The 19,600-nt window shown below is 65.9% G+C and carries 17 protein-coding genes; 11 read left to right on the forward strand and 6 right to left on the reverse strand.

Annotated elements, in window-relative coordinates; genetic code table 11:
* A partial coding sequence (locus tag ER13_RS00935) for an acyl-CoA dehydrogenase (protein WP_035305453.1) occupies positions 1 to 893 on the forward strand: 893 nt, incomplete at its 5' end.
* Positions 894 to 912: 19 nt separating this feature from the next.
* Here the strand turns inward: ER13_RS00935 and ER13_RS00940 are convergent.
* From ER13_RS00940 to ER13_RS00950, 3 genes are read right to left on the reverse strand one after another with little or no spacing between them, the layout of a single operon-like run.
* The gene (locus ER13_RS00940; RefSeq protein WP_035305455.1) at positions 913 to 2,079 is read right to left on the reverse strand and encodes a glutathionylspermidine synthase family protein; all 1,167 of its coding nucleotides are present in this window, start codon (positions 2,077 to 2,079) and stop codon (positions 913 to 915) included.
* 3 nt (positions 2,080 to 2,082) lie between these two features.
* Positions 2,083 to 2,823 (reverse strand): PspA/IM30 family protein, encoded by a 741-nt coding sequence (locus ER13_RS00945; protein WP_035305458.1) that lies wholly within the window; start codon positions 2,821 to 2,823, stop codon positions 2,083 to 2,085.
* Between the two features lie 15 nt (positions 2,824 to 2,838).
* Positions 2,839 to 3,534, reverse strand: a complete 696-nt coding sequence (locus tag ER13_RS00950; RefSeq protein ID WP_008259979.1) for a YjfI family protein — start codon at positions 3,532 to 3,534, stop codon at positions 2,839 to 2,841.
* Between the two features lie 135 nt (positions 3,535 to 3,669).
* On the opposite strand from ER13_RS00950, the gene ER13_RS00955 reads away from it, so the two are divergent.
* The 8 genes from ER13_RS00955 (at position 3,670) to ER13_RS00990 (ending at position 15,103) form a co-directional block, all read left to right on the forward strand.
* A complete protein-coding gene (locus ER13_RS00955) occupies positions 3,670 to 4,317 on the forward strand; it encodes a YjfK family protein (protein WP_035305461.1) in 648 nt (215 codons plus the stop codon).
* A 26-nt stretch (positions 4,318 to 4,343) separates the two neighbouring features.
* On the forward strand, positions 4,344 to 4,757 hold the full coding sequence (locus ER13_RS00960; RefSeq protein ID WP_035305463.1) for a DUF350 domain-containing protein: 414 nt from the start codon (positions 4,344 to 4,346) through the stop codon (positions 4,755 to 4,757).
* Between the two features lie 5 nt (positions 4,758 to 4,762).
* Positions 4,763 to 5,386: a DUF1190 domain-containing protein gene (locus ER13_RS00965; protein ID WP_231492428.1), complete on the forward strand. Its 624-nt coding sequence runs from the start codon at positions 4,763 to 4,765 to the stop codon at positions 5,384 to 5,386.
* A gap of 193 nt (positions 5,387 to 5,579) precedes the next feature.
* Complete coding sequence (locus tag ER13_RS00970; protein ID WP_035305466.1) at positions 5,580 to 8,348, forward strand: TonB-dependent receptor; 2,769 nt, start codon at positions 5,580 to 5,582, stop codon at positions 8,346 to 8,348.
* Positions 8,349 to 8,579: 231 nt separating this feature from the next.
* On the forward strand, positions 8,580 to 9,083 hold the full coding sequence (locus ER13_RS00975) for an RNA polymerase sigma factor (protein ID WP_008261471.1): 504 nt from the start codon (positions 8,580 to 8,582) through the stop codon (positions 9,081 to 9,083).
* Between the two features lie 84 nt (positions 9,084 to 9,167).
* Positions 9,168 to 10,166, forward strand: a complete 999-nt coding sequence (locus tag ER13_RS00980) for a FecR family protein (protein ID WP_035305470.1) — start codon at positions 9,168 to 9,170, stop codon at positions 10,164 to 10,166.
* A gap of 162 nt (positions 10,167 to 10,328) precedes the next feature.
* On the forward strand, positions 10,329 to 13,235 hold the full coding sequence (locus ER13_RS00985) for a TonB-dependent receptor (protein ID WP_035305473.1): 2,907 nt from the start codon (positions 10,329 to 10,331) through the stop codon (positions 13,233 to 13,235).
* Between the two features lie 53 nt (positions 13,236 to 13,288).
* Positions 13,289 to 15,103: a Ca2+-dependent phosphoinositide-specific phospholipase C gene (locus ER13_RS00990; protein WP_035305476.1), complete on the forward strand. Its 1,815-nt coding sequence runs from the start codon at positions 13,289 to 13,291 to the stop codon at positions 15,101 to 15,103.
* A 369-nt stretch (positions 15,104 to 15,472) separates the two neighbouring features.
* Here the strand turns inward: ER13_RS00990 and ER13_RS00995 are convergent, their stop codons facing one another.
* Positions 15,473 to 16,450 carry a LysR family transcriptional regulator gene (locus ER13_RS00995; RefSeq protein ID WP_230307729.1) on the reverse strand — a complete coding sequence of 326 codons (978 nt, stop codon included), beginning with the start codon at positions 16,448 to 16,450 and terminating at the stop codon, positions 15,473 to 15,475.
* Between ER13_RS00995 and ER13_RS01000 the strand changes: the two genes are divergently transcribed.
* Together ER13_RS01000 and ER13_RS01005 are read left to right on the forward strand one after the other, a co-directional pair.
* Positions 16,451 to 16,861, forward strand: coding sequence for an antibiotic biosynthesis monooxygenase (locus ER13_RS01000; protein ID WP_008264298.1), 411 nt, complete (start codon positions 16,451 to 16,453; stop codon positions 16,859 to 16,861).
* Between the two features lies 1 nt (position 16,862).
* The gene (locus ER13_RS01005) at positions 16,863 to 18,029 is read left to right on the forward strand and encodes an MFS transporter (RefSeq protein ID WP_035305479.1); all 1,167 of its coding nucleotides are present in this window, start codon (positions 16,863 to 16,865) and stop codon (positions 18,027 to 18,029) included.
* Positions 18,030 to 18,472: 443 nt separating this feature from the next.
* On the opposite strand, the gene ER13_RS01010 is transcribed toward ER13_RS01005, so the two are convergent.
* Complete coding sequence (locus ER13_RS01010) at positions 18,473 to 18,853, reverse strand: DUF1622 domain-containing protein (protein WP_035305481.1); 381 nt, start codon at positions 18,851 to 18,853, stop codon at positions 18,473 to 18,475.
* 224 nt (positions 18,854 to 19,077) lie between these two features.
* Complete coding sequence (locus ER13_RS18200) at positions 19,078 to 19,218, reverse strand: hypothetical protein (RefSeq protein WP_154726890.1); 141 nt, start codon at positions 19,216 to 19,218, stop codon at positions 19,078 to 19,080.
* Positions 19,219 to 19,600 lie beyond the last annotated feature (382 nt).

Here is a 19,600-nt window from a genome sequence, read left to right on the forward strand (position 1 = left end):
TGAACGAGGCGCGGATCGGGGTTGGGGCGGGGGCGGCGGCCCTGGGATACACCGGCTATCTGCACGCCCTGGATTATGCGCGCGGGCGGCCGCAGGGACGGCCCCTGTCGGCCAAGGATCCCGCCAGTCCGCCCGTGCCGATCATCCAGCACGCGGACGTGCGCCGCATGCTGCTGGCGCAGAAGGCCTATGCCGAGGGTGCGCTGGGGCTGAACCTGTATTGCGCGCGGCTGACCGACGACCAGACGACGGCCGAGGACGCGGCCGAGCGGGACCGCGCCGGACGGCTGCTGGACATGCTGACGCCCATCGCCAAGAGCTGGCCGTCGCAATGGTGCCTGGAGGGCAACAGCCTGGCGATCCAGGTGCTGGGCGGCTACGGCTATACACGCGACTATCCGGTCGAGCAGTTCTATCGCGACAACCGGCTGAACCCGATCCACGAGGGCACGCACGGGATCCAGGGACTGGACCTGTTGGGCCGCAAGGCGATCATGGACGGCGGCTCGGGGCTGAAGCTGCTGGGCGAGACGGTGATGGCCACCGTGGCGCGGGCGTCAGGCGATGGTGAGTTGGCGCCCTACAGCGAGGCCCTGGCCGAGGCCATGGGCCGGATCGGGGCGGCGACGGCCACGGTCTGGCAGGGCGGCGACCCGGAGCGGGCCCTGGCCAACGCCTCGACCTATCTGGAGGCCGTGGGCCATGCGGTGCTGGCCTGGATCTGGCTGGAGCAGGCGCTGGCGGCGGCGGGCAAGACCGGCGACTTCTACGACGGCAAGCGCCAGGCCGCGCGCTACTTCTTCCGCTGGGAACTGCCCAAGATCGGGCCGATGCTGGACCTGCTGGTCAGCAAGGACGACACGACGCTGGCGATGCAGGACCGGTGGTTCTGATCAGGCGGCGGGTTGAGCGTCAGTCGCGGATGAAGTGGGGCACGAAGCGCGAGGTGTTGCGGGTGATCCGGCCCGTGTCCTCGCGCAGGCTGATGCCGGCCGGTTCTTCGCCGACGACCCAGGAACCGACGATGACATAGTTGTCGTCGAAACGCGGCGGATTGTGCAGGGCCTGACGGATGTAGCGGCCCTCGCCGTAACCGCCGTCCACCACCTCGGCGGCGCTGAGGCCCTGATCGATCAGTTCGACATTGTCGCCTTCGCGCGAGAACAGGGGCTTGCGGACATAGGAGGTCCCCAGGGCCGTCGCCTTAGGGTCGCCCTCGAAATAGGATTCCAGTAGATTGGGGTGGCCCGCATGCCGCTCCCACAACAGGGGCAGGATGGCCTTGTTGGACAGGATGCTCTTCCACGCCGGCTCCAGCACCGTGACCTCTGCGGTCGGCAGGGGGGCGGCGTAGTCGTCGCGCAGCATCTGCTCCCACGGATAGAGTTTGAACATGGCCTGGATGATCCAGTTCTCATGATCGACAAACCGGCCGTCTTCGTTCAGGCCGATCTGATCGATGGCGACGAACTGAGGGTCCAGCCCGGCCTGACGCGCGAGATCCTCGAGGAAACGCACGGTCTGGCGGTCCTCGACGAAGTCGGCGTCGGAGCTGAAGTGGAGGAAGCCGCCGTTCGGGAAGATGGCGCGAAACCGGTCGACCAGCTTCTCGTGCAGGCTGTTGAACTGGTCGGCGTCGGCGGGCAGGACACCGGCGGCGATCTGGTCCTCCAGCCACAGCCATTGGAACACCGCCGTCTCATAGATGCTGGTCGGGGTGTCGGCGTTGTATTCGTAGAGCTTGGCCGGACCCGCGCCGTCATAGGCGAAGTCGAACCGGCCATAGAGGGACGGCTCCTGCCGTTTCCAGCTTTCGGCGACATAGTCCCGCATCGGCTCGGGAATATCGAGCTGCTCCATCAGGCGCTCCGACTGGACCGCCTCATTGACGAGGTCCAGGCAGAGGCCGTGCAGTTCGGCGGTCGGCGCCTCGATCCCGTCCTCGATCTCGGCCAGCGAGAAGGCGTAGGCGGCCGTCTCGTCCCAATAGGGTTTGCCGTCAGTGTGGCGCCAGGTGAAGCCGAGTTCCTCGGCCTTGGCGTCCCAGTCGGTTCGGGCTTCGAGGCGCAGACGCTCCATGGTTCAGGCCGGGTCCTTGTCGGGGGTCGATTGGCCGATGCGCGGCGTGACCACGGTCACGTCCGGCTGGCTGAGGCGGGCCAGGACGTCGTCGGCTGACGAATGGCCGGGCAGGATGCCGGCCTCGCGCAGCTTGGCGTCCAGGTCGGCGCCGGTGCGGCGGTCTTCCAGGGCCTGGCTGGCGTTCAGCTTTTCTTCCTGGATCGCCTGGCGCTGCTTGATGCGTTGCAGGCTGTCGGCCGCCGAGCCGATGCGCGACTGGGCGCCGGCCGAGTTCAGGGCGACCGAGGTCTGGGCGCGCTGGACGGAGTCGTTGACCTTGACGATGTCGATCTCGCGACGAAGCGTCTCGATCTTCTGGTCGGTCGAGGCGATGGCGGTGCGCAGGCGCGTCTCGGCCGTCTTCATGTCCTCGATCAGCGGGCCGCGGCTGGTGATCTCGACCTCCAGCTCGGCGATACGGCCGGCGACCTCGCGGGCGAGGTCGGTCTTGCCCTGGCCCAGGGCGGAGCGGGCCGAGCTTTCGTATTTGGCGATCTGGTCGCGGAAGCTGGCCATTTCGTTTTCGGCCATGCGGCGACGGGCCACCAAGCCGGCGAGGTCGTCGCGGGCCTTGCCCTGAGCGTTGTCGGCGTCGCGGATTTCCTGGTCGAGGATCTTCAGCGCATTGGCGTCGACGACGCCCTGGGCCGCATCATGGGCCGAACCGCGGAACAGGGCGGAGAGTTTTCTGAGCATGGACATGGTCGGGTCTCCGGATCAGGCGGCGTCGGCGCCGAAGGTTTCACGCAGTTCAGTGGCGTCGATCGCATTCTCGGCCAGGGTGCGCAGTTCGATGAGGATGGTCTGTAGCGTCGTCTTGCACGACAGTTCGCCCATCAGCTCATACACGTCTTCGCCGCCGACGTTGGTGATGGCGAAGTTGGACAGGGGCACCACGCGCTGGGCCTTCAGCAGGAATTCGTTGAAGGCGTGGCGGTCGGCCTGTTCGGCGACGGGCCACAGCAGGACCGAACAGACGATCTGAGCGCCGCCGACGCTGAGATAGACCGGCAGGTCGCCGTATTCGTGCATGGTCGCCAACAGGACGGGCTCGGCGCCCTCCAGCACGCGCAGGGTCATCTCGCCCTCGCGCAGCAGGGGGGATTCATCGAGCGCCGCCTTGATGGCGGGCACGGTCCAGGGGGTTTCGATCACGGCGTCCATATGGTGGTCGTCTCCAGGGGGGATGGAATGAGAAGTGGGGCGGCGCGAGCGGCCGGCAAGGCTCTGAGCAGCAAGCCGGGGGCCGCGGGTGGAATCGGTGATGATGGCGCGGACGGCGGCCTTCACGTCGTCGCGAGCGGATTCGGGCACCCAGAGCTCCAGCTTGACCAGCCCCGCCTCCCGACGCGCCTGTCGCCACGCACGGATGCGGTCATTGGCGGCGGACGAGGGCGGGGCGGTTGCAGGCATGTTTCATGAAACGCGTAACATGAACGCTTGACGTCCGGCAAGATGTGTTGAATTTTCGAGCCATGAACCGCATCATTCGGTCGCATCCTCGCTGTTCGCTCGCCGTCGGCGCGCTTCGGGCCTAGATAGTCGCCCATGTTCAAGAAACTCTTTGGATCATCGAACAAGGTCGAGCCGGCCTCCAAGCTGGCGACCGTGCGAAACATCACCGTGGGTCGGACGGTGTCGCTGGATCCGCTGGCCTGGCGCCGGTTGGGCGATGAGACCCATTTCGTGCTGGATCGGGACGTGCTGGACATCTCGGCCCAGGGCCTGGTCAGTCTGGACAGCGGCCAGTTCGTCCACCGCTTCTACACCGACGATCACGTCATGCTTCAGGCCATGAGCGACGACGAGGCGGGCGCCGAAAGCTATGATTTCAGCCTGTTCATCCCCTGGACCTCGGCCTATCCGCCCGGCGAGCGGGAACGCCGGATCTGGCGCGACCGTCTGTCGGCGCCGGTCTTTCACGGTGCGGCGGAGGAACTGCCGGACTATCCGCGCTTTTGGTTCGCCGAGAGCGACGCCGTTCAGCCGCCGGTCACTCTATGGGAGACCATCTGGGACGACCGGGCGGCGACCACGCCCTACGCCAAGATCTTTCAGACCTGCATGCTGTACGCGCGAGAACTGGCGGACGGCCGCGAACTGATGATCGCCCTGGAGCAACAGCCCGAGGGCGGCGAGACCACCCACGAAATCATGATCGGCATTCCATTGGAAATGGCCGAGTTCCGCGCTTGACCGCGCGATCCGAAAGGGAAGACTGAATGTTCGACTGGTTCATTTTTCAGCAGGGCGCGATCGCCTTCCTGATCGCCTTCGCCGTCGCAGGCGCCTTCACCGTGGCCTTCAAGCTGGTTTACCAGTGGGTCACGCCCTATCACGAGCATACGCTGATCCGTGAGGGCAACACCGCCGCCGCCATTGCGCTGGGCGGGGCCCTGATCGGCTATGTCCTGCCCCTGGCCTCGGCCCTGTCGCACACCGTCAGCCTGATGGAGTTCGCGGCCTGGGCCCTGTTGGCCGGCGTGATCCAGATCGTGGTCTTCGTAGCCATCAGCCGCATGGCCTTCCGCAATCTGGTGGCCCGGATCGAGGCGGGCGAAATCGGCGCGGCCGTCTATCTGGCCTCCATCTCCATCTGTGTCGGGCTGCTGAACGCCGCCTGCATGACGTCGTGACCGCCATGACCGATCCCAAGGACCTGTCTAAGACGGAAACCATGCGCCGGCTGAAGCGCTCGCGTATCCTCCATGTCAGCAGTCTGATGGCGACCGCCAGCTTCTCGCTGGCCGCCTGCAGTTCGCCTCAGGTCCGGGCGCCCGAGCCCGAGCCGGAACCCGCCCTGGCCTACGCCAGTCTGGACGAGTGCCGCGCCGCCAACGACATCCCTGACGACCAGTGCGACGCCGCCCTGGCCAAGGCCCGGGAAGAAGCCGCCAAGACCGCGCCGCGCTATGCGACGCGCGAAGAATGCGAAGGCCAGTGGGGGCCGTCGCAATGCCAGCCCAACAATCAGGGCGGCAACGGCTCCTTCTTCACGCCTCTGCTGGCGGGGTTCGTGGTCGGCCAGTTGTTGAACGGCGGCGGTTATCGCGGCGGCGGCCCGCTGTATCGCGACCGCGAGAACCGCTACTCGAACGGCTACGGCGGCGGGTACACCTACCGCGACTATCGGACCGGTCGCACCGTCGCCAACGCCCGCGAACATGGCGATGTGGCGCGTCAGGCGCCGGCCCGGGTTCAGAGCCGCACGGCCGTCGTGTCGGGCGGCGGCTTCGGCGGCGGCGGCCGGAGCTACGGCGGCTAACCGTTTCAGGCGGAACAGTCAGGCTGACAGCGGCTCGTCAGGCGTCCTTCAGGGCGTCCGGCGGGCCGTTTTGCTGTCCGGAAGCGGCGAACGCGACAGCGCCGTGAAGTTTGAATGAAAAGCCCTGTCACACATTGAGGGGCTGCGAAGCCCGGTCGTTGAAGCGCCTAGAACTCACTGGGGGCTACCTGAAATGAAGAACCGAATCCTGGGCACCACGGCTTTCGCCCTGGTCGCCGCGTCGCCGTTCGCCGCCCTGGCGCAATCGGCCGATCAAGCCGTCGTCACCGCGCCGAGCGCGGCTGAAGCGACAGAGATCGACGAAATCATCGTCACCGGCTCGTATCGCCGCAGCCTCGAAGAGGCGGTGGACATCAAGCGCAAGACCGTCGGCTTCTCGGACTCGATCGTCGCCACCGACGTGGCCAACTTCCCCGAGCAGAACCTGGCCGAGGCGCTGCAGCGCATCCCCGGCGTGACCATCGAACGCAACAAGGGCCTGGGCCAGCGCGTCAACGTGCGCGGCCTGCCCAGCGAGTTCACCTTTGTCAGCATCAACGGCCTGGCGACCGCCTCGGGCAGCGGCGGCCGCGACGTCGAGTTCGACATCTTCGCTTCGGAAATCATCCAGCAGGTGACGGTCCAGAAGTCGCCGCGCGCCGCCGATGAAGAGGGCGGCATCGCCGGTTCGGTCAATATCTCGACCGCCCGCCCGTTCGACTACGCCGGCCGCCGGGTCGTCGGTTCTGTCGAGGGCGCCTATAATTCGATCTCGGAAAAGACCGATCCGAAACTGTCCTTCCTGGCCAGCGATACCTGGGGCGACCTCGGGGCCTTGGTGTCCTTCTCGACCGCGCGTCGGACCAACCGGACCGACTCGAACTCGGGCATCAACTTCCGCCCGATGACCCGTTTCCTCGCCAACTCGACGGGCGCCCGGGGCGCCCAGGCGATGGCTGTGCTGGCGCGCGACGCCGGCGTCGTCGTTCAGAACCGCGCCAATACGGCCGAGACGGACCGCATCATCTTCCAGGACAAGGTCGGCGACCGCGCCTATCTGAACACCCAGGACCAATGGGGCGGCGCCCTGTCGCTGCAATACCGTCCGTCATCGAACTTCAGCCTGGCCTTCGACGCCCTGATCGGCCGGTACGAAACCACCGAAGACGAATATGACGCGGCGGCCTATTCGGCCTCCAGCCGCTCGACGCTGGAAACCATCCACGAGTACGACAAGACCACCCTGGCTGACTCCGGCCTGATCGTGCTGCGCGACGTATCCTATACCCTTACCCAGCATGAGATGCTCAGCAAGGAGCGGATCAACGAGACGGACTATCGGCAGTTCGGGACGGAACTGAACTGGAGCGGCGACAGCTGGAAGCTGCACGCCCTGGCCGGCTATTCCGGCGCCGAGAAGACGCTGGACTACGCCAACCTGAAGCACACGGTCTATGCGCCGTCGCGGACGCGCTGGACGGCCCAGGGCGGTGAGACGATCAAGAGCGCCAACCCGGCGTCGATCGACATGTACAACTCGCCGTCCAGCTATCTGTTCGAAGGCTACGAGACGTCGCTGGAGCAGATCAGCGACGACAAATACGCCGCCCAGATCGACTTCACCAAAGACCTGAATCTGGACTTCTTCCCGGCCCTGACCAGCGTCCAGGTCGGCGCCCGCTATACCGACAAGTCGAAGGAGCGCCAGTACGGCTCCCTGAACATCCAGGGCACCGGCGCCGGCAAGGTCGACTACCTCGGACGCCCGATGTCGCAGAGCGAACTGACGGCGATCAGCGATCTGGTCCCCGGCGGCGCCTACAGCGTCCGTGACCTGACCTGGAGCCAGGTGTCCAACGACTACGCCCGCCGCACCTTCCGCTACGACGGCTTCTACACGCCGTTCAACGTGGGCGACTATTACGAGGTGTCGGAAGAGGTCGTGTCGCTGTACGCCATGGCCGACCTGAACTTCGACCTGGGGGCCGTGCCGGTCGCCGTCAACGGCGGCGCTCGCTACGTCGACACCTCGATCACTTCGTCGGGTTACCACCAGATCCAGAACCCGAACGGTTCGACCGGTTATACGCCCGAGCCGGTGTCGAGCGACGGCAGCTATGACAAGGTTCTGCCCAGCCTCAACATCACGGCCGATCTGACGGACAGCCTGATCTTCCGCGCCGCAGCTTCGGAAACCCTGATCCGCCCGGCCCTGACCGATCTGGCCTACAAGCGCACGGCCAGCTGGAACTCGTTCCGCTTCACCGACGGCAACCCCAATCTGAAGCCGACCTACGCCAAGCAATGGGAAGTGGGCCTGGAACAGTATCTGGGTGACGGCGGTCTTCTGGCCGTGTCCTACTTCTGGAAAGAGATCGAGGGCGTCGTTCGCCAGGCCCTGACGGGCACGGTGCCGAACGTGACCAAGTACAACGCAAACGGCTCGATCGACGGCGTCTACACCTTCGACGTCCATCAGCCCATCAACGAGCCGGGTTCGTATGAAGTCAGCGGCGTCGAACTGGTCGCCGTCGTGCCGTTCGGCCAGTTCTATGCGCCGCTGGAAGGCTTCGGCATCAACGCCAACTACACGGTGTTGGACAGCTCGCTGACGTCCACGACAAAACTGGGCATCAGCATGCCGCCCGTCGGTCTGGCCGACAACACCTACAACTTCACCCTCTACTACGATAACTCGAAGTTCCAGGCGCGCGCGTCCTACAACTTCAAGGACAAGTACGTCGAAGGGATCGGCTACGAAATGTATCCGATCTGGCGCGAAGGCTATGGTCAGATCGACCTGTCGGCCAGCTACAATGTGACCGACAGCCTCCAGATCAACCTGGAGGGCATCAACGTCACCGATGAGGCGACCAAGGGCTATACGATGGATCCGTCCTTCCCCACCATGTACGAACTGTCGGGTCGCCGTATCAACCTTGGCCTGCGGATGGAGTTCTGATCCATTTCCGGAACGCCGAACCATGGTGAGGGCTGCGGACGGCCGACGTCGTCTGCAGAACTTCCAGCCGGCCGCTCATGCGGCCGGCTGAGGCGCCGGCTCGCTTGGGAGCCGTGACCATGGCAGCAGTTCAGACCATCACTTCTGATCCCCTAGAGGTTGGCCTGGCGCGACGTCCCCTCCGCAAGAGGGGACGTCTTTGCGCGTTTGGCCAGCGGGAAGACGGCGACCATGTCGGTTGAGCGTCTTGTCGTCGAACTGCGCCGCGACCTGATCGGCTATCTGCAACGCAAGGGGCAGACGATCGAGGACGCCGAGGACGTGGTGCAGGAGGCCTTTGTTCGGTTTCATCGCGCCGGCCACGATCTGTCAGGCGCCGACGCCCGACCCCTGTTGTTCGTGATCGCCCGCAATCTGCAGACGGACCGCTGGAAATCGGCCGGCCGCAAGGGCGTGCGCGGAACCGACGACATTCACGCCCTGGACGCCGGCCCGCGGGCCGTGGCCAGCGACGCCCCCGCCGCGGACCAGCATCTGATCGGCCGGGAAAACCTGGCCGCCGCCGCCCGGATCATTCGCGCCCTGCCGCCGCGAACGCGCGACGCCTTCCTGCTCAACCGGTTCGAGGGGCAGACCTACAGCCAGATCGCCAAACGCCTGGGCGTCTCGGTCAGCATGGTCGAGAAACACATCGCCGAAGCCCTCCGTCAGCTGAAGATTTCGCGAGAGGGTTGAGGTGTCGTACCCCTGTGTCGTTGTGAATATTGAAGGCGTCGGCGCCTTATCCCCCTGCCGCGTCCAGGAGCGTTTCGTTCGCGCATGATCCAGCGCCTGACATCCCTGTTTGATCGTCGGCCGCGAACCGCCGAAGACTGGCTGGCGCGCATGCGTCGGCCGACCGTCCCCGCGCGCGATCAGGCGGCCTTCCTCGATTGGTTGGAGAAGGACGACAACCTGCCAGCCTACGAGACCGCGAAGGCGAGTCTGGCGGGCCTCGCGCCTCTGGCCGGCGCCTTCGAGGGCGATCTGGCGCGGCTGCGGGGGCGCAAGCCCGTGAACACCGGCCGACGAATCCTGATCGGCGGCCTGGCGACCTCGGCCGTCGCGGCCATCGCCGTCCTGATGATCCTGCCCGGCCTGGGACCCCAGAGCGCCGACAAGGGGGCGGTGGTCTACGCCAGCGCGCCCGGCGAAATCACCGATCTCGCCTTGGAGGACGGTTCTCGCGTCACCCTGGACGCCGATACGCAAATCCGGGTGCGGTTCGAGGATGACGCCCGGCGCGTCGTCCTGTTGCGGGGCGCGGCCTATTTCGATGTCGTCCACAATCCTGCCCGCCCGTTCCAGGTCGCTGTTGCGGATCGGAATGTCATCGTCACGGGCACGCGGTTCACCACCACCTTGCGGCGGAACCGGGCGGAGGTCTCCTTGCTGGAAGGGCGTGTCGCCATCGGCCGCCATGACGTCGGCAAGAGGCGTTCGCTTGATCACGCGGTGATGCTGGCGCCCGGCCAGAAGGCCGTCTTCACCCCCGGCCTGGACCGCGTCCATCTGAGCCGTCCGGACGTCGAGTCCGCCACGGCCTGGCGCGAACGGCGCTTGATCTTCCATGACGCGCCGCTGTCCGACGTGATCGCCGAGGCTGCCCGTTATGCCGACCGGCCGATGGTCATCGCCGATCCCGCCCTGGCGAAGACGCGGGTGACGGTGGTGTTGCCCTTGACCGGACAGGTCGGACTGATCGACCGCATGGACGATCTGTTGCCGATTTCCATTGAACGGACCTCGGACGGTCGCGCCCTGATACGAGCAGACTAGGTCAGTGCAGGCTGGGGCCATCGCAGAGCTGTCACGCGGTCGCGCTAAGGATCGACGCTGAACTTCGTCCCATTGTCCTAAGGCCTGCTCCGCTTGAAGCCGTTCGCACCATCGACGCCGCTCGGTGCGCGACGTGTCGTTGTCGCGGGGGCGGTTTTGTCTGTGCTGGTCAGCGGGGGATGGACCGGGCGCGCCCAGGCGCAGGACGGGACACTGACGTTCGATATTCCGGCCCAGGACGCCCGCCGTGCGCTGGTGGATCTTTGCGTGGCGGCGGGATGTGAACTGGCTTTTGTCGCCTCGCCGGGCGAAGCGCGGCGCAGCCGTCCCGTTCGGGGCCGCATGACCTGGCGCGCGGCGGTCAGCCGGATGCTGGACGGCGCAGGCCTTCAATACCGCTTCATCGGCGCCCGTGGCGTTCGGGTCTGGGCGGCGCCCGCGGCGCCGGAGCGGCCGCAGCCCGCGGCCCCGACCGAGTTGGAAGACATTGCCGTCGCCGGCCGGCTGTCGGAACAGATCGAGGAATCCCTGCGCCGCAAGCGCAAGGCCGACGTCATCTCCGACAGCGCCTCTTCGACCCGGATCGGCGAACTGCCGGCCGCCAATCTGGCCGAGGCCCTCCAGCGCGTCCCTGGCGTCGCCATCGAGCGCGAGGTGGGGGAGGGGCAGTTTGTCAGCGTCCGAGGCCTGGGCCCCCTGTTCCAGTCGGTGACCCTGAACGGCGCGCCGGTGGCCTTCAACGAGAACATCCGCAACTCGACCCAGAGCGGCCGCCAGTTCCGCTTTCGCGCCCTGTCGGCGGACCTGCTGGCCGGCGCGCAACTGACCAAGTCCGCGACGCCGGATCTGATCGAGGGCGGAATCGGCTCCAACATCAATATCGAGACGGTCGGGGGGCTGGATGGCGATCCGTTCCTGAGCCTGCGGGTCGGCGGCGCGGCCGAGGCGCGACTGCGGGACCCCCGTCTCGACCTGTCCGTGGCCGGGCGGCTGGTTTCGGACGACGGCGACTGGGGGCTGGTCGGCGGCCTGTCGCAAGAGGGACGTTCGGTTCTCTACGACCGTTTCCAGATTCAGCGCTATCTGCCGGTGGCCCTGGACGGTGAACAGGTCGTGGCGCCCAGCGACGTCCGCACGACCGTCGAACAGGAGGACCGCCTGCGCCGGAGCCTGTTCCTGGGGGGAGAATGGCGGGCGTCGCCGTCCGTCCATCTGCGGTTCGACAGCCTGGTCTCGACCTTTGACAACGCCATCCGTGAAGACCGGATCGTCTATGGGCTCGGCAAGCTGCTGGAGGCGGACGATGCACAGGCGACGATCACCGACGGGGTGGTTTCGGCCGGCGCCGTCCAGTCCGGCACGATCGACAACAACACCGAGTTCTCGGACCAGGCGCATCTGAATATCGTGGTCTCGGGAATGGCCCGGGTGATGCTGGGGGCGTGGAGGTTTCAGCCGCGGGTCAGCCTGTCGCGCGCACGATCGAAACTGGATACGCCGCTTGAACGCCTCTCTTTTCGCGCGCGCCTTTCGCCATCCTACAGCTTCGACGTGGGCGACGCCGTCTCCGTTCGAAAGGCGGCCCTGCTGCGGACCGACTTCGATCTTGACGACCCTTCCGCCCTGAAATGGAAAAAGCTGGGCGTGCGCGCCATCGAATCCGTCGATGACGACGCCACGGCCCTGATCGACATCGGCCGGGCTGCAGATATCCGGATCGGCGGGCTGAGCCTGTTTGACTTTCGTTTCGGCGGCCAGGTCAGCGACCGGTCTCGCGACTATCAGCGCCGGGACCGCGAAGCCGTGCTTGGACCGGGAAAGACGCTGAGCCCGGACTTCTTCAGTTCGCGCGTTCAGAACGGCGTCTTCGATCAGGTTATCGACGAACATCCAGGATCTTGGGTCGTCGCCGACTTCGCACCCTTCCAGACCGCCTTCATCCTCCCGGGTGAAAGCGACAGCATCGTAGTCTCGCCGGGCGACCTGAAGCCCACCGGCGCCGACCTGCAGAATTCGTACAAGGTGGGCGAACGGGTCGGCGCCGTCTATGCGCGGATCGACTTTGAAGGCGAAGCGGGATCGGCGCCCTTCTTCGGCAATCTGGGTCTTCGCCTGGTGGCGACCCGGACGGCCGTGGACGGCGCGCTGCTGACGGCGGATGACAAGGGCGTGGCGGCGATCCGGGGCGTATCTCATACGGGGTCGGATATCCGTCTGCTTCCCAGCCTGAACATCGCCTTCGACCTTGATCAGGGGCGCCGGCTGCGACTGGCGGCGTCCCGCACCATGACCCGGCCGTCCCTGGCCGATCTGCGGCTGGCGACGGCGCCGGCCAGTTCTCTGGTCTCGTCCATCTACGAGCGCGGACAGGCCGAGATCGACGATCCTTCGCCGGGTTCGCTGTTCGTCGGGGTGGGCGGCAACCCGGATCTCAGTCCCTACATGTCGACCAATCTCGACGCCTCCTACGAATGGACCTTCCCTCAGGGCGCGCTCAGCGTCGCGGTCTTCCACAAGACCATCGACGACTTCATCGGACTGGTGGCCGCGCCGGAGATGCTGGTGTTCGAGACCCGGGCCGGTCCCCTGGTGCATGCCGAGGTGCTGATGTCGCGGCCGGCCAATCTGGGGCGGGCGGTCAGCCGGGGGCTGGAGGTCGGGCTCCATCGGCGGCTGCCTTCGGGATTCGGCCTTTGGGCCAGCGGGACCTGGACGGACGGCCAGGGGCCGGAGGGGTACAGCCTGGCGGGGGTGTCGCGTCTGGCCTATTCGATCAACCCCTTCTTCGAGCGGGGACCGGTCGCCATCGGTCTGTCCTGGTCCTGGCGGTCCGCCTTCCGATCCGAGGCGGACATGCAGGGGGGAGGGGTGTCGGACTTCACCGTGGCGGACGCCGGCTATCTGGACGCCCAGGCCTCTTTCGACATCGGATCAGGCGGGGAACTGGTGATCGCCGCCTCGAACCTGACCGACACGACCGACCTCGCCTATGAGCACGACACGCGACGCCTGCTGCAACTCGGCCGCGTCGGTCCCAGCGTCACCGCCAGCCTGCGCTGGTCGCTATAGCCCCTACACCGCGCGGCCCAGGCCCTTCCTGTTCCAAACCCAAGGAGTTCCCCATGTTCACCCTGATGGCCGCCCTGTTGGCCGGATCCGCCCTCAACGCCGTACAGCCGGCCTGTGATCTGAGCGCGTCGGACGTTCGGGCGGCGGGCGGGGACGCCTGTGCTGTGGCCTGGATGGATCGGCGTCTGGGGATGAACGATCTGACGGCCGTGGGGACCCATAACAGCTACAAGCTGCCGATCCCGGCCGCCGAGCTGCAGGCCATGATCGCCGTCAATCCCGCCGCCGTGGCCCTGGACTATTCGCACCGGCCCCTGGCCGAACAACTGAACGCCGGCGCGCGCCAGATCGAGATCGACGTGCTGAACGATCCGCAGGGCGGGCGCTACGCCCATCCCCTGTCCGCCCTGGGTCGGCCGGGGCAGGGGGCGCTGACCAGCGCCGCCTTCGCTGAAGCCATGGCCCGACCCGGCTTCAAGACCCTGCATATGCCGGACGTCGATTTCCGCAGCACCTGCCTGACTTTCGTGGCCTGTCTGACCGAGATCCGCGACTGGTCGCGCGCCCATCCCGATCACGCCCCGGTCCTGATTATGCTGAACGCCAAGACGGGCGCGGCCTCCATGCCGGGCGGGGTGACGCCCCTGGATTTCGACGCCGCCGCCTGGGACGCCCTGGACGCCGAGGTCCGCTCGGTCTTCGACGCCGACCGGCTGATCACGCCGGACGGTGTCCAGGGCGATCATCCCACCCTGCGTGACGCGGTTCTGGCCGGCGGCTGGCCGACCTTGGGAGCCGCGCGAGGCAAGGTCTTCTTCGCCCTGGACGAAGGCCCGGAAAAGGTCGCCAGCTATCGTGGCGCGCGCCGCTCGCTGGAAGGCCGCGTCTTCTTCGTCAACACCGACGAGACCTCGCCGGCCGCCGCCTATCTGACGCTGAACGACCCCGCGGCCGAGCAGGCGCGCATCCAGGCCGCCGTTCGCGCCGGCTTCATCGTCCGCACCCGCGCCGATGCGGATACGGCCGAGGCCCGCTCCGGCGACGTCGCGCGCCGCAGCGCCGCCTTCGCCAGCGGGGCGCAATATGTGTCGACGGACTATCTGTGGGCTGATCCGCGCTTCCCGGGCTATGAGGTGCGGCTGACGGGAGCGGACGCCGCCGCCTGCAACCGGGTGCGGACCGAGACGCGCTGCGACGGTCTGGCGATCGAGCCGACCGGCGCCGCCGTCCCGCGCGGTTATCTGGCCAAGCCGGACCGGCCGGACCTGACCGCCGTCCTGGCGCCTCCGCCCGCGCCGGGTTCGCCCCGCGACATCGCCAACCGGGGCGTCTTCCTGCAGACCCGCAGTCTGGAGGGCACGCCGCGCTGGGTGCTGGCCACCCACGACGTCACCGGGGACGCCTATGATCATTTCGCCGAGGCCTTGGGCGTGCGCCTGACGCGCGAAACCGCGCCGGTCCTGACGGCGTTGCTGGACCGGGCGGGCGACGACCGATCGGTGGTCGGCGACGCCAAGACCCACTGGGCCACCAAACGCCCCTATATCGGCACGGACCAGCCGATCTGCGAAGCCAAGAGCGACCATCTGGCCGGCAATCCCGACTATCCGTCCGGTCACTCGGCCCATGGGGTGCATGTGGCGATGATCCTGGCCGAACTGGCGCCCCAGCGCGCCGACGCCCTCTATGCGCGCGGCCGCGAGTTCGCCGAGAGCCGCTACATCTGCGGATCCCACAGCTACAGCGCCGTCGAGGCCGGCATGCAGTCGGGCATGGTCATCTATGGCGCCGAACAACGCTCCGACGTCTTCCGCCGCGACATGGAAGCCGCCCGGGCCGAGGTCCAGGCCGCGCTGGCGGCCCAATAAGGCAAGGGCGCTCCGTCGCGGCGTGATCGCGGCGGAGCCCTGCAGCCTTCAGGCTTAGGAACACGGGGGCGTGGCCCGATCCGAGCCCTGCTGATTCAATTCGAAAGTTTGATTTCGCCGGCCCCGGTTTGGGGCCTAAGACGAATGGCGGAGCGGGCGATCCGCTTTCTGGGGTAAATAATGAAAGAAAAACAATATTCTATGGGCGCTTCTTCAATTTTTCCCACGTCTGTAGCCACGTTTCGGATCGCGCCCTAGATGAGTTTCTAATCAGCCTCGTTCAGGCTGATTGTCGGGTCGTGACTCTTCCCTGACCTTCCTAGCGTTCGGAAGGTCGTTAACAGTCCTAGGCCGCAATATCCGCTCTTGTTAGGCTGACACTTGCGATGTCGCCGACACCGGGCCCGCCCGCTCGGTGACCAAGAGTTCGGCCGCCACGAAGTCCACGAAGGCGCGGACCTTGGGCGTCGGATGACGGCTTGACGGCCAGACGATGCGCAGCTTGCCTGTGCTTTTCATGAATGAGGTCAGCACCGGCTCAAGTTCGCCGCTCGCCAGTTGTCGCCTGACAGTGAACAGCGGAACGCATGTCAGACCCTGTCCCTGCTCGGCCAGATAAATCAGCGGCTCCAACGTGCTCGCGCTGAGTGTCGAGGGAAGGTCATTCCCGACAAAGGTCTCGCCGCGATAAAGCGGCCAACGTTCGAACTTACCCGTCGAGGGAAAACGATGCTGAAGACAGGCATGTCCGCTCAGGTCCTCCGGCGTTTCGGGCCGCCCAAAGCGTTCGAAGTAACCCGGAGAGCCTACGACGCGATGCTCGAATGCGCCGAGCATGCGGGTCATCAGTCTGGAATCCGAGACCTCGCCGGTCCGCACGACTGCGTCGAACCCCTCCTCGATCACGTCGACGATCCGATCGGTGAAATCGAGTTCGAGCATGATTTCGGGATAGGTCCGCATGAACGCGGAAAGCGTCGGCATCAGCAACATCCCCGCCAACGGAAGACTGACGCGCAGTCGCCCGCGCGGCGTGTCCTGTGAGAGGGACATGTCTCTCGTCGCCGCATCAACTTCGGCGAATATTCTGCGGCAGCGTTCGAGTAACAGCCCGCCCTCCGCAGTCAGGGCGAGGCTTCTCGTGCTCCGGTTGAACAGCCGTGCGCCCAGTCTCTCCTCGAGCCGTGCGATGGCCTTGCCGACGGCCGATGGCGAAACGCCAAGCCGCTGCGCTGCGCCGACGAAGCTGCCTGCCTCGGCGGCGTGCACGAAGACATTGAGAGCGCGGAGACTATCCATTGCGGACATCCATATCCTGAAAGTCCGGATTTGCAGCCGGTTTTTCATGTGGCCGCCCCGGTCTACCTGAACGGCGCGGTCGACCTTGGCCGCTCCTTGCTGAGACGTCCGATGTCCTTCCCCGCCCATTTCACCCCTGGCCCCGTCCCAACCGTCTTCATCGTGAACGTCATTCATGCTCATCCGGGCCGTCAGGATGAAGCCTTCGCGATCATTCAAGACGTCGTCCGCTACGTCGCGGAGCGTAAGCCCGGTTTCCTCTGGAGCAATCTGGCCAAGAGCACCGATGGTCTGACGGTCGTGAACATCGAGGCCATTGCGGACGAAGGTAATGTCGGGGAGTTCTTCGCCGATCCGGTCTTCGTCGAGAAGTTCAAGCGACTGGACGCTGTTTCGCAGAGCGAGTTCCACACCTATCGCGTCACCGACCTGGTGCTGCCCGGCGCGGTTGCCGCCTGAGATGACTCCGATCCGTGCCCCGTCCGACGACCGCCTTCCGGTTCTCGGCCTCCTTGGCCTGGCCGCGGCCGGTTTCCTCACCATCCTCACCGAGGCGCTGCCAGCGGGGCTCCTGTTCCAGATGAGCGCCGATCTGGCCGTGTCCGAGGCCATGGTGGGCCAGTTGATCACCGCCTATGCCTTGGGCTCGCTCATTGCCGCCATCCCCCTGACTGCTGCAACACGCGGCTGGAGACGGCGACCGCTTCTGATGACGGCCGTCGGCGGGTTTCTTCTGGTCAACATCATCACGGCGGTGTCGACCAGCTATGTCTTGACCCTGTGCGCCCGCTTCTTCGCCGGGGCTTTCGCAGGCCTCGTCTGGGCCTTGCTGGCCGGGTACGCCAGTCGCATGGCGCCCGAGCATCTCAAGGGCCGCGCCATCGCCTTGGCCATGATCGGAACGCCGCTTGCGCTGACGATCGGCATCCCCGCCGGGACACTGATTGGCGGCATCATCGGCTGGCGACCGGTCTTCATTATGATGAGCGGCCTAAGCATCCTGCTGGTCGCGTGGATCGCCTGGTGCGTTCCTGATTTCGAGGGTGAAACTGGCGGTGATCGGGCGTCTCTGGCCTCGGTGTTGGGGCGACCGGGGCTTAAACCGGTGCTGGCGGCCACCCTCGGCTTCGTGCTCGCCCACAACATCCTTTACACCTACATAGCCCCCCTTCTGGATCGCGCCGGGATGGGAGGCCGCGTGGATGCGACGCTTCTCCTGTTCGGGGTCGCAGCCATCGGCAGTATCTGGATGGTCGCCGTCGGCATCGACAGGCGGCTCAGAACACTGACGCTCGCCAGCGTCGGGCTTTTCCTCGTCGCGGCGCTGATGCTTGGGGCCTTCGGACAGGTCAGTTGGATCGTGCTGCTTGCGGTCGTGATCTGGGGCCTGGGGTTCGGCGGCGCTGCATCCCTGTTTCAGACCGCGTCGGCGCGGATTGCCGGCGAGGCGGCGGACGTGGCCCAGTCGATGGTCGTGACAGCCTGGAACCTCGCCATCGCTGGCGGCGGCCTGCTCGGCGGACTGATGCTCCTCGGCGGCGGGGCGGGGCTGCTTCCCTGGAGCTGCGTCCTCCTGCTTGCGGCGATCGGTCTGGTGGTGTGGAAAAGCCGCCTCGGGTTTGCTTGACCATCGAAGTGGAAGAGGGGCGCCCGTGATGGTCGCTCGCCCTGACTTAATAGGCTCTACCCCGAACCCGTTCGGGCACAGGCTGATTCGATATGCGACGTCGGCTTCCCGCTGCGCATTGAACTTCTGCTGTTGGCGCATCTGCGACATCGGAAAATGATTGGGCATGATTTCTAGCGGACGCTTGGAGCGTCTGTTTTGCGTGAGTCGTCCGAGGGGCGGCGATCGCTGCGTGCCTTGATGGTCATGGCTCAGCTTCCTCGTGAAGGGCGGTCGGGTGCGGCTGGTCAGAAGTGGCGAGCGTGACCATCATGCATGCGCCTCGCGGGTTTCGGCCACGGCGATTTGAACAGGGCTCTAAGGACCCACGGACACACCGAACCGGGAGAGGTCCAGAACGCCTTTCTTGAACGCAATGGCGACATCGCCCTCATACGCGAGGATCAGCGCTGATCCGTCTTGCGCTTCTCCAGCCGCTCCGCCCTGCGCCAAGGCCAACACCCCTCGATCTCGGTTTCCAACGAGAAGCTCAGGAAGGTTCGGATCAAAACCACGAGACCGAGCAATCCGACGGTCTCCAGCGTCAGCGGCGCCGTGATCGTGCTGATGATGTCCGCGCCGACCAGAAGCTCCAGACCCAGTAAAATGCCCCGCCCGAGGTTTGCACGGTAGTTTGTATAGGCCTCGCGCCAGTTCCGATCCCGAGCGCCCCTGACCAGAAAGAAAAGGGTCGCAAGCCCGGCGCCACCGACAATGATGGCTGCGCCCAGCAATTCCAGCAGAACAGCGAACGGTTGGATGAAGGCGTGCACACCGCTCAGCATGGTTTGGGCCTCAGTCTAATCGCCTCTGTGGACTGGGAAACTCGGGAACGTGCGAGATGCGCAAAGGATCGCATCAATCCATCCGCCGACGATGCAGACGCTCTAAGGCATCGGCGGCTTCCTGTAAGCCAGCGACTGGTCACACTTGGGCGCCTCAGTCTCGGCATCCGGCTTGAGCATGTCGAGATGGGTCTTGTGTCAAACGGCATTGCCCCCCAAACGCGTCAATGATCGGGCAGGGGCCGCTGTCCCTGGCCGTACAGGCTCCGGCGCGCGACGCCGACGATCCGGTCCAAGATGGCGTCGGCGACCATCGGGTTGTCGATGTAGGCGCGCCACTCCTTGAACGGCGGTTGCCCGGCCAAGAGGATGGATGAACTGCAGGTGCGGCGTCGACAATCTCCAGCAGAACCTGCTTCCCGCGCTCGGTCATCGGCGCGCTGAAATCGTCGAGGATCAGGAGGTCGAATTTGTCCAGGCTCGTGCGGGCTTTGCCGATGGCGCCGTCTTGATGCGCGAGAGCGAGAGATCCTCCAGCAACTGGTTGATGCCTCGACTCGGCTGCCACGACGCCGGTCCGCGACCGGGCGCCGGCGCTCGATTGGAAAGCTCTGTCGCCGGGTCGCTCTTGCTTCAAATGAACGCCAGGAAAGAAAAGCCTTCAGCGGCTGGCTCTGAGCCTTCAGTTCTATTGGCCCGGCATCTTCAGCTCAGTGGCGCTATGCGCCGGTGCAATAGTTCGCGGCG

The organism is Brevundimonas sp. EAKA (assembly GCF_000698025.1).
Classification (GTDB): Bacteria; Pseudomonadota; Alphaproteobacteria; order Caulobacterales; family Caulobacteraceae; genus Brevundimonas; species Brevundimonas mediterranea_A.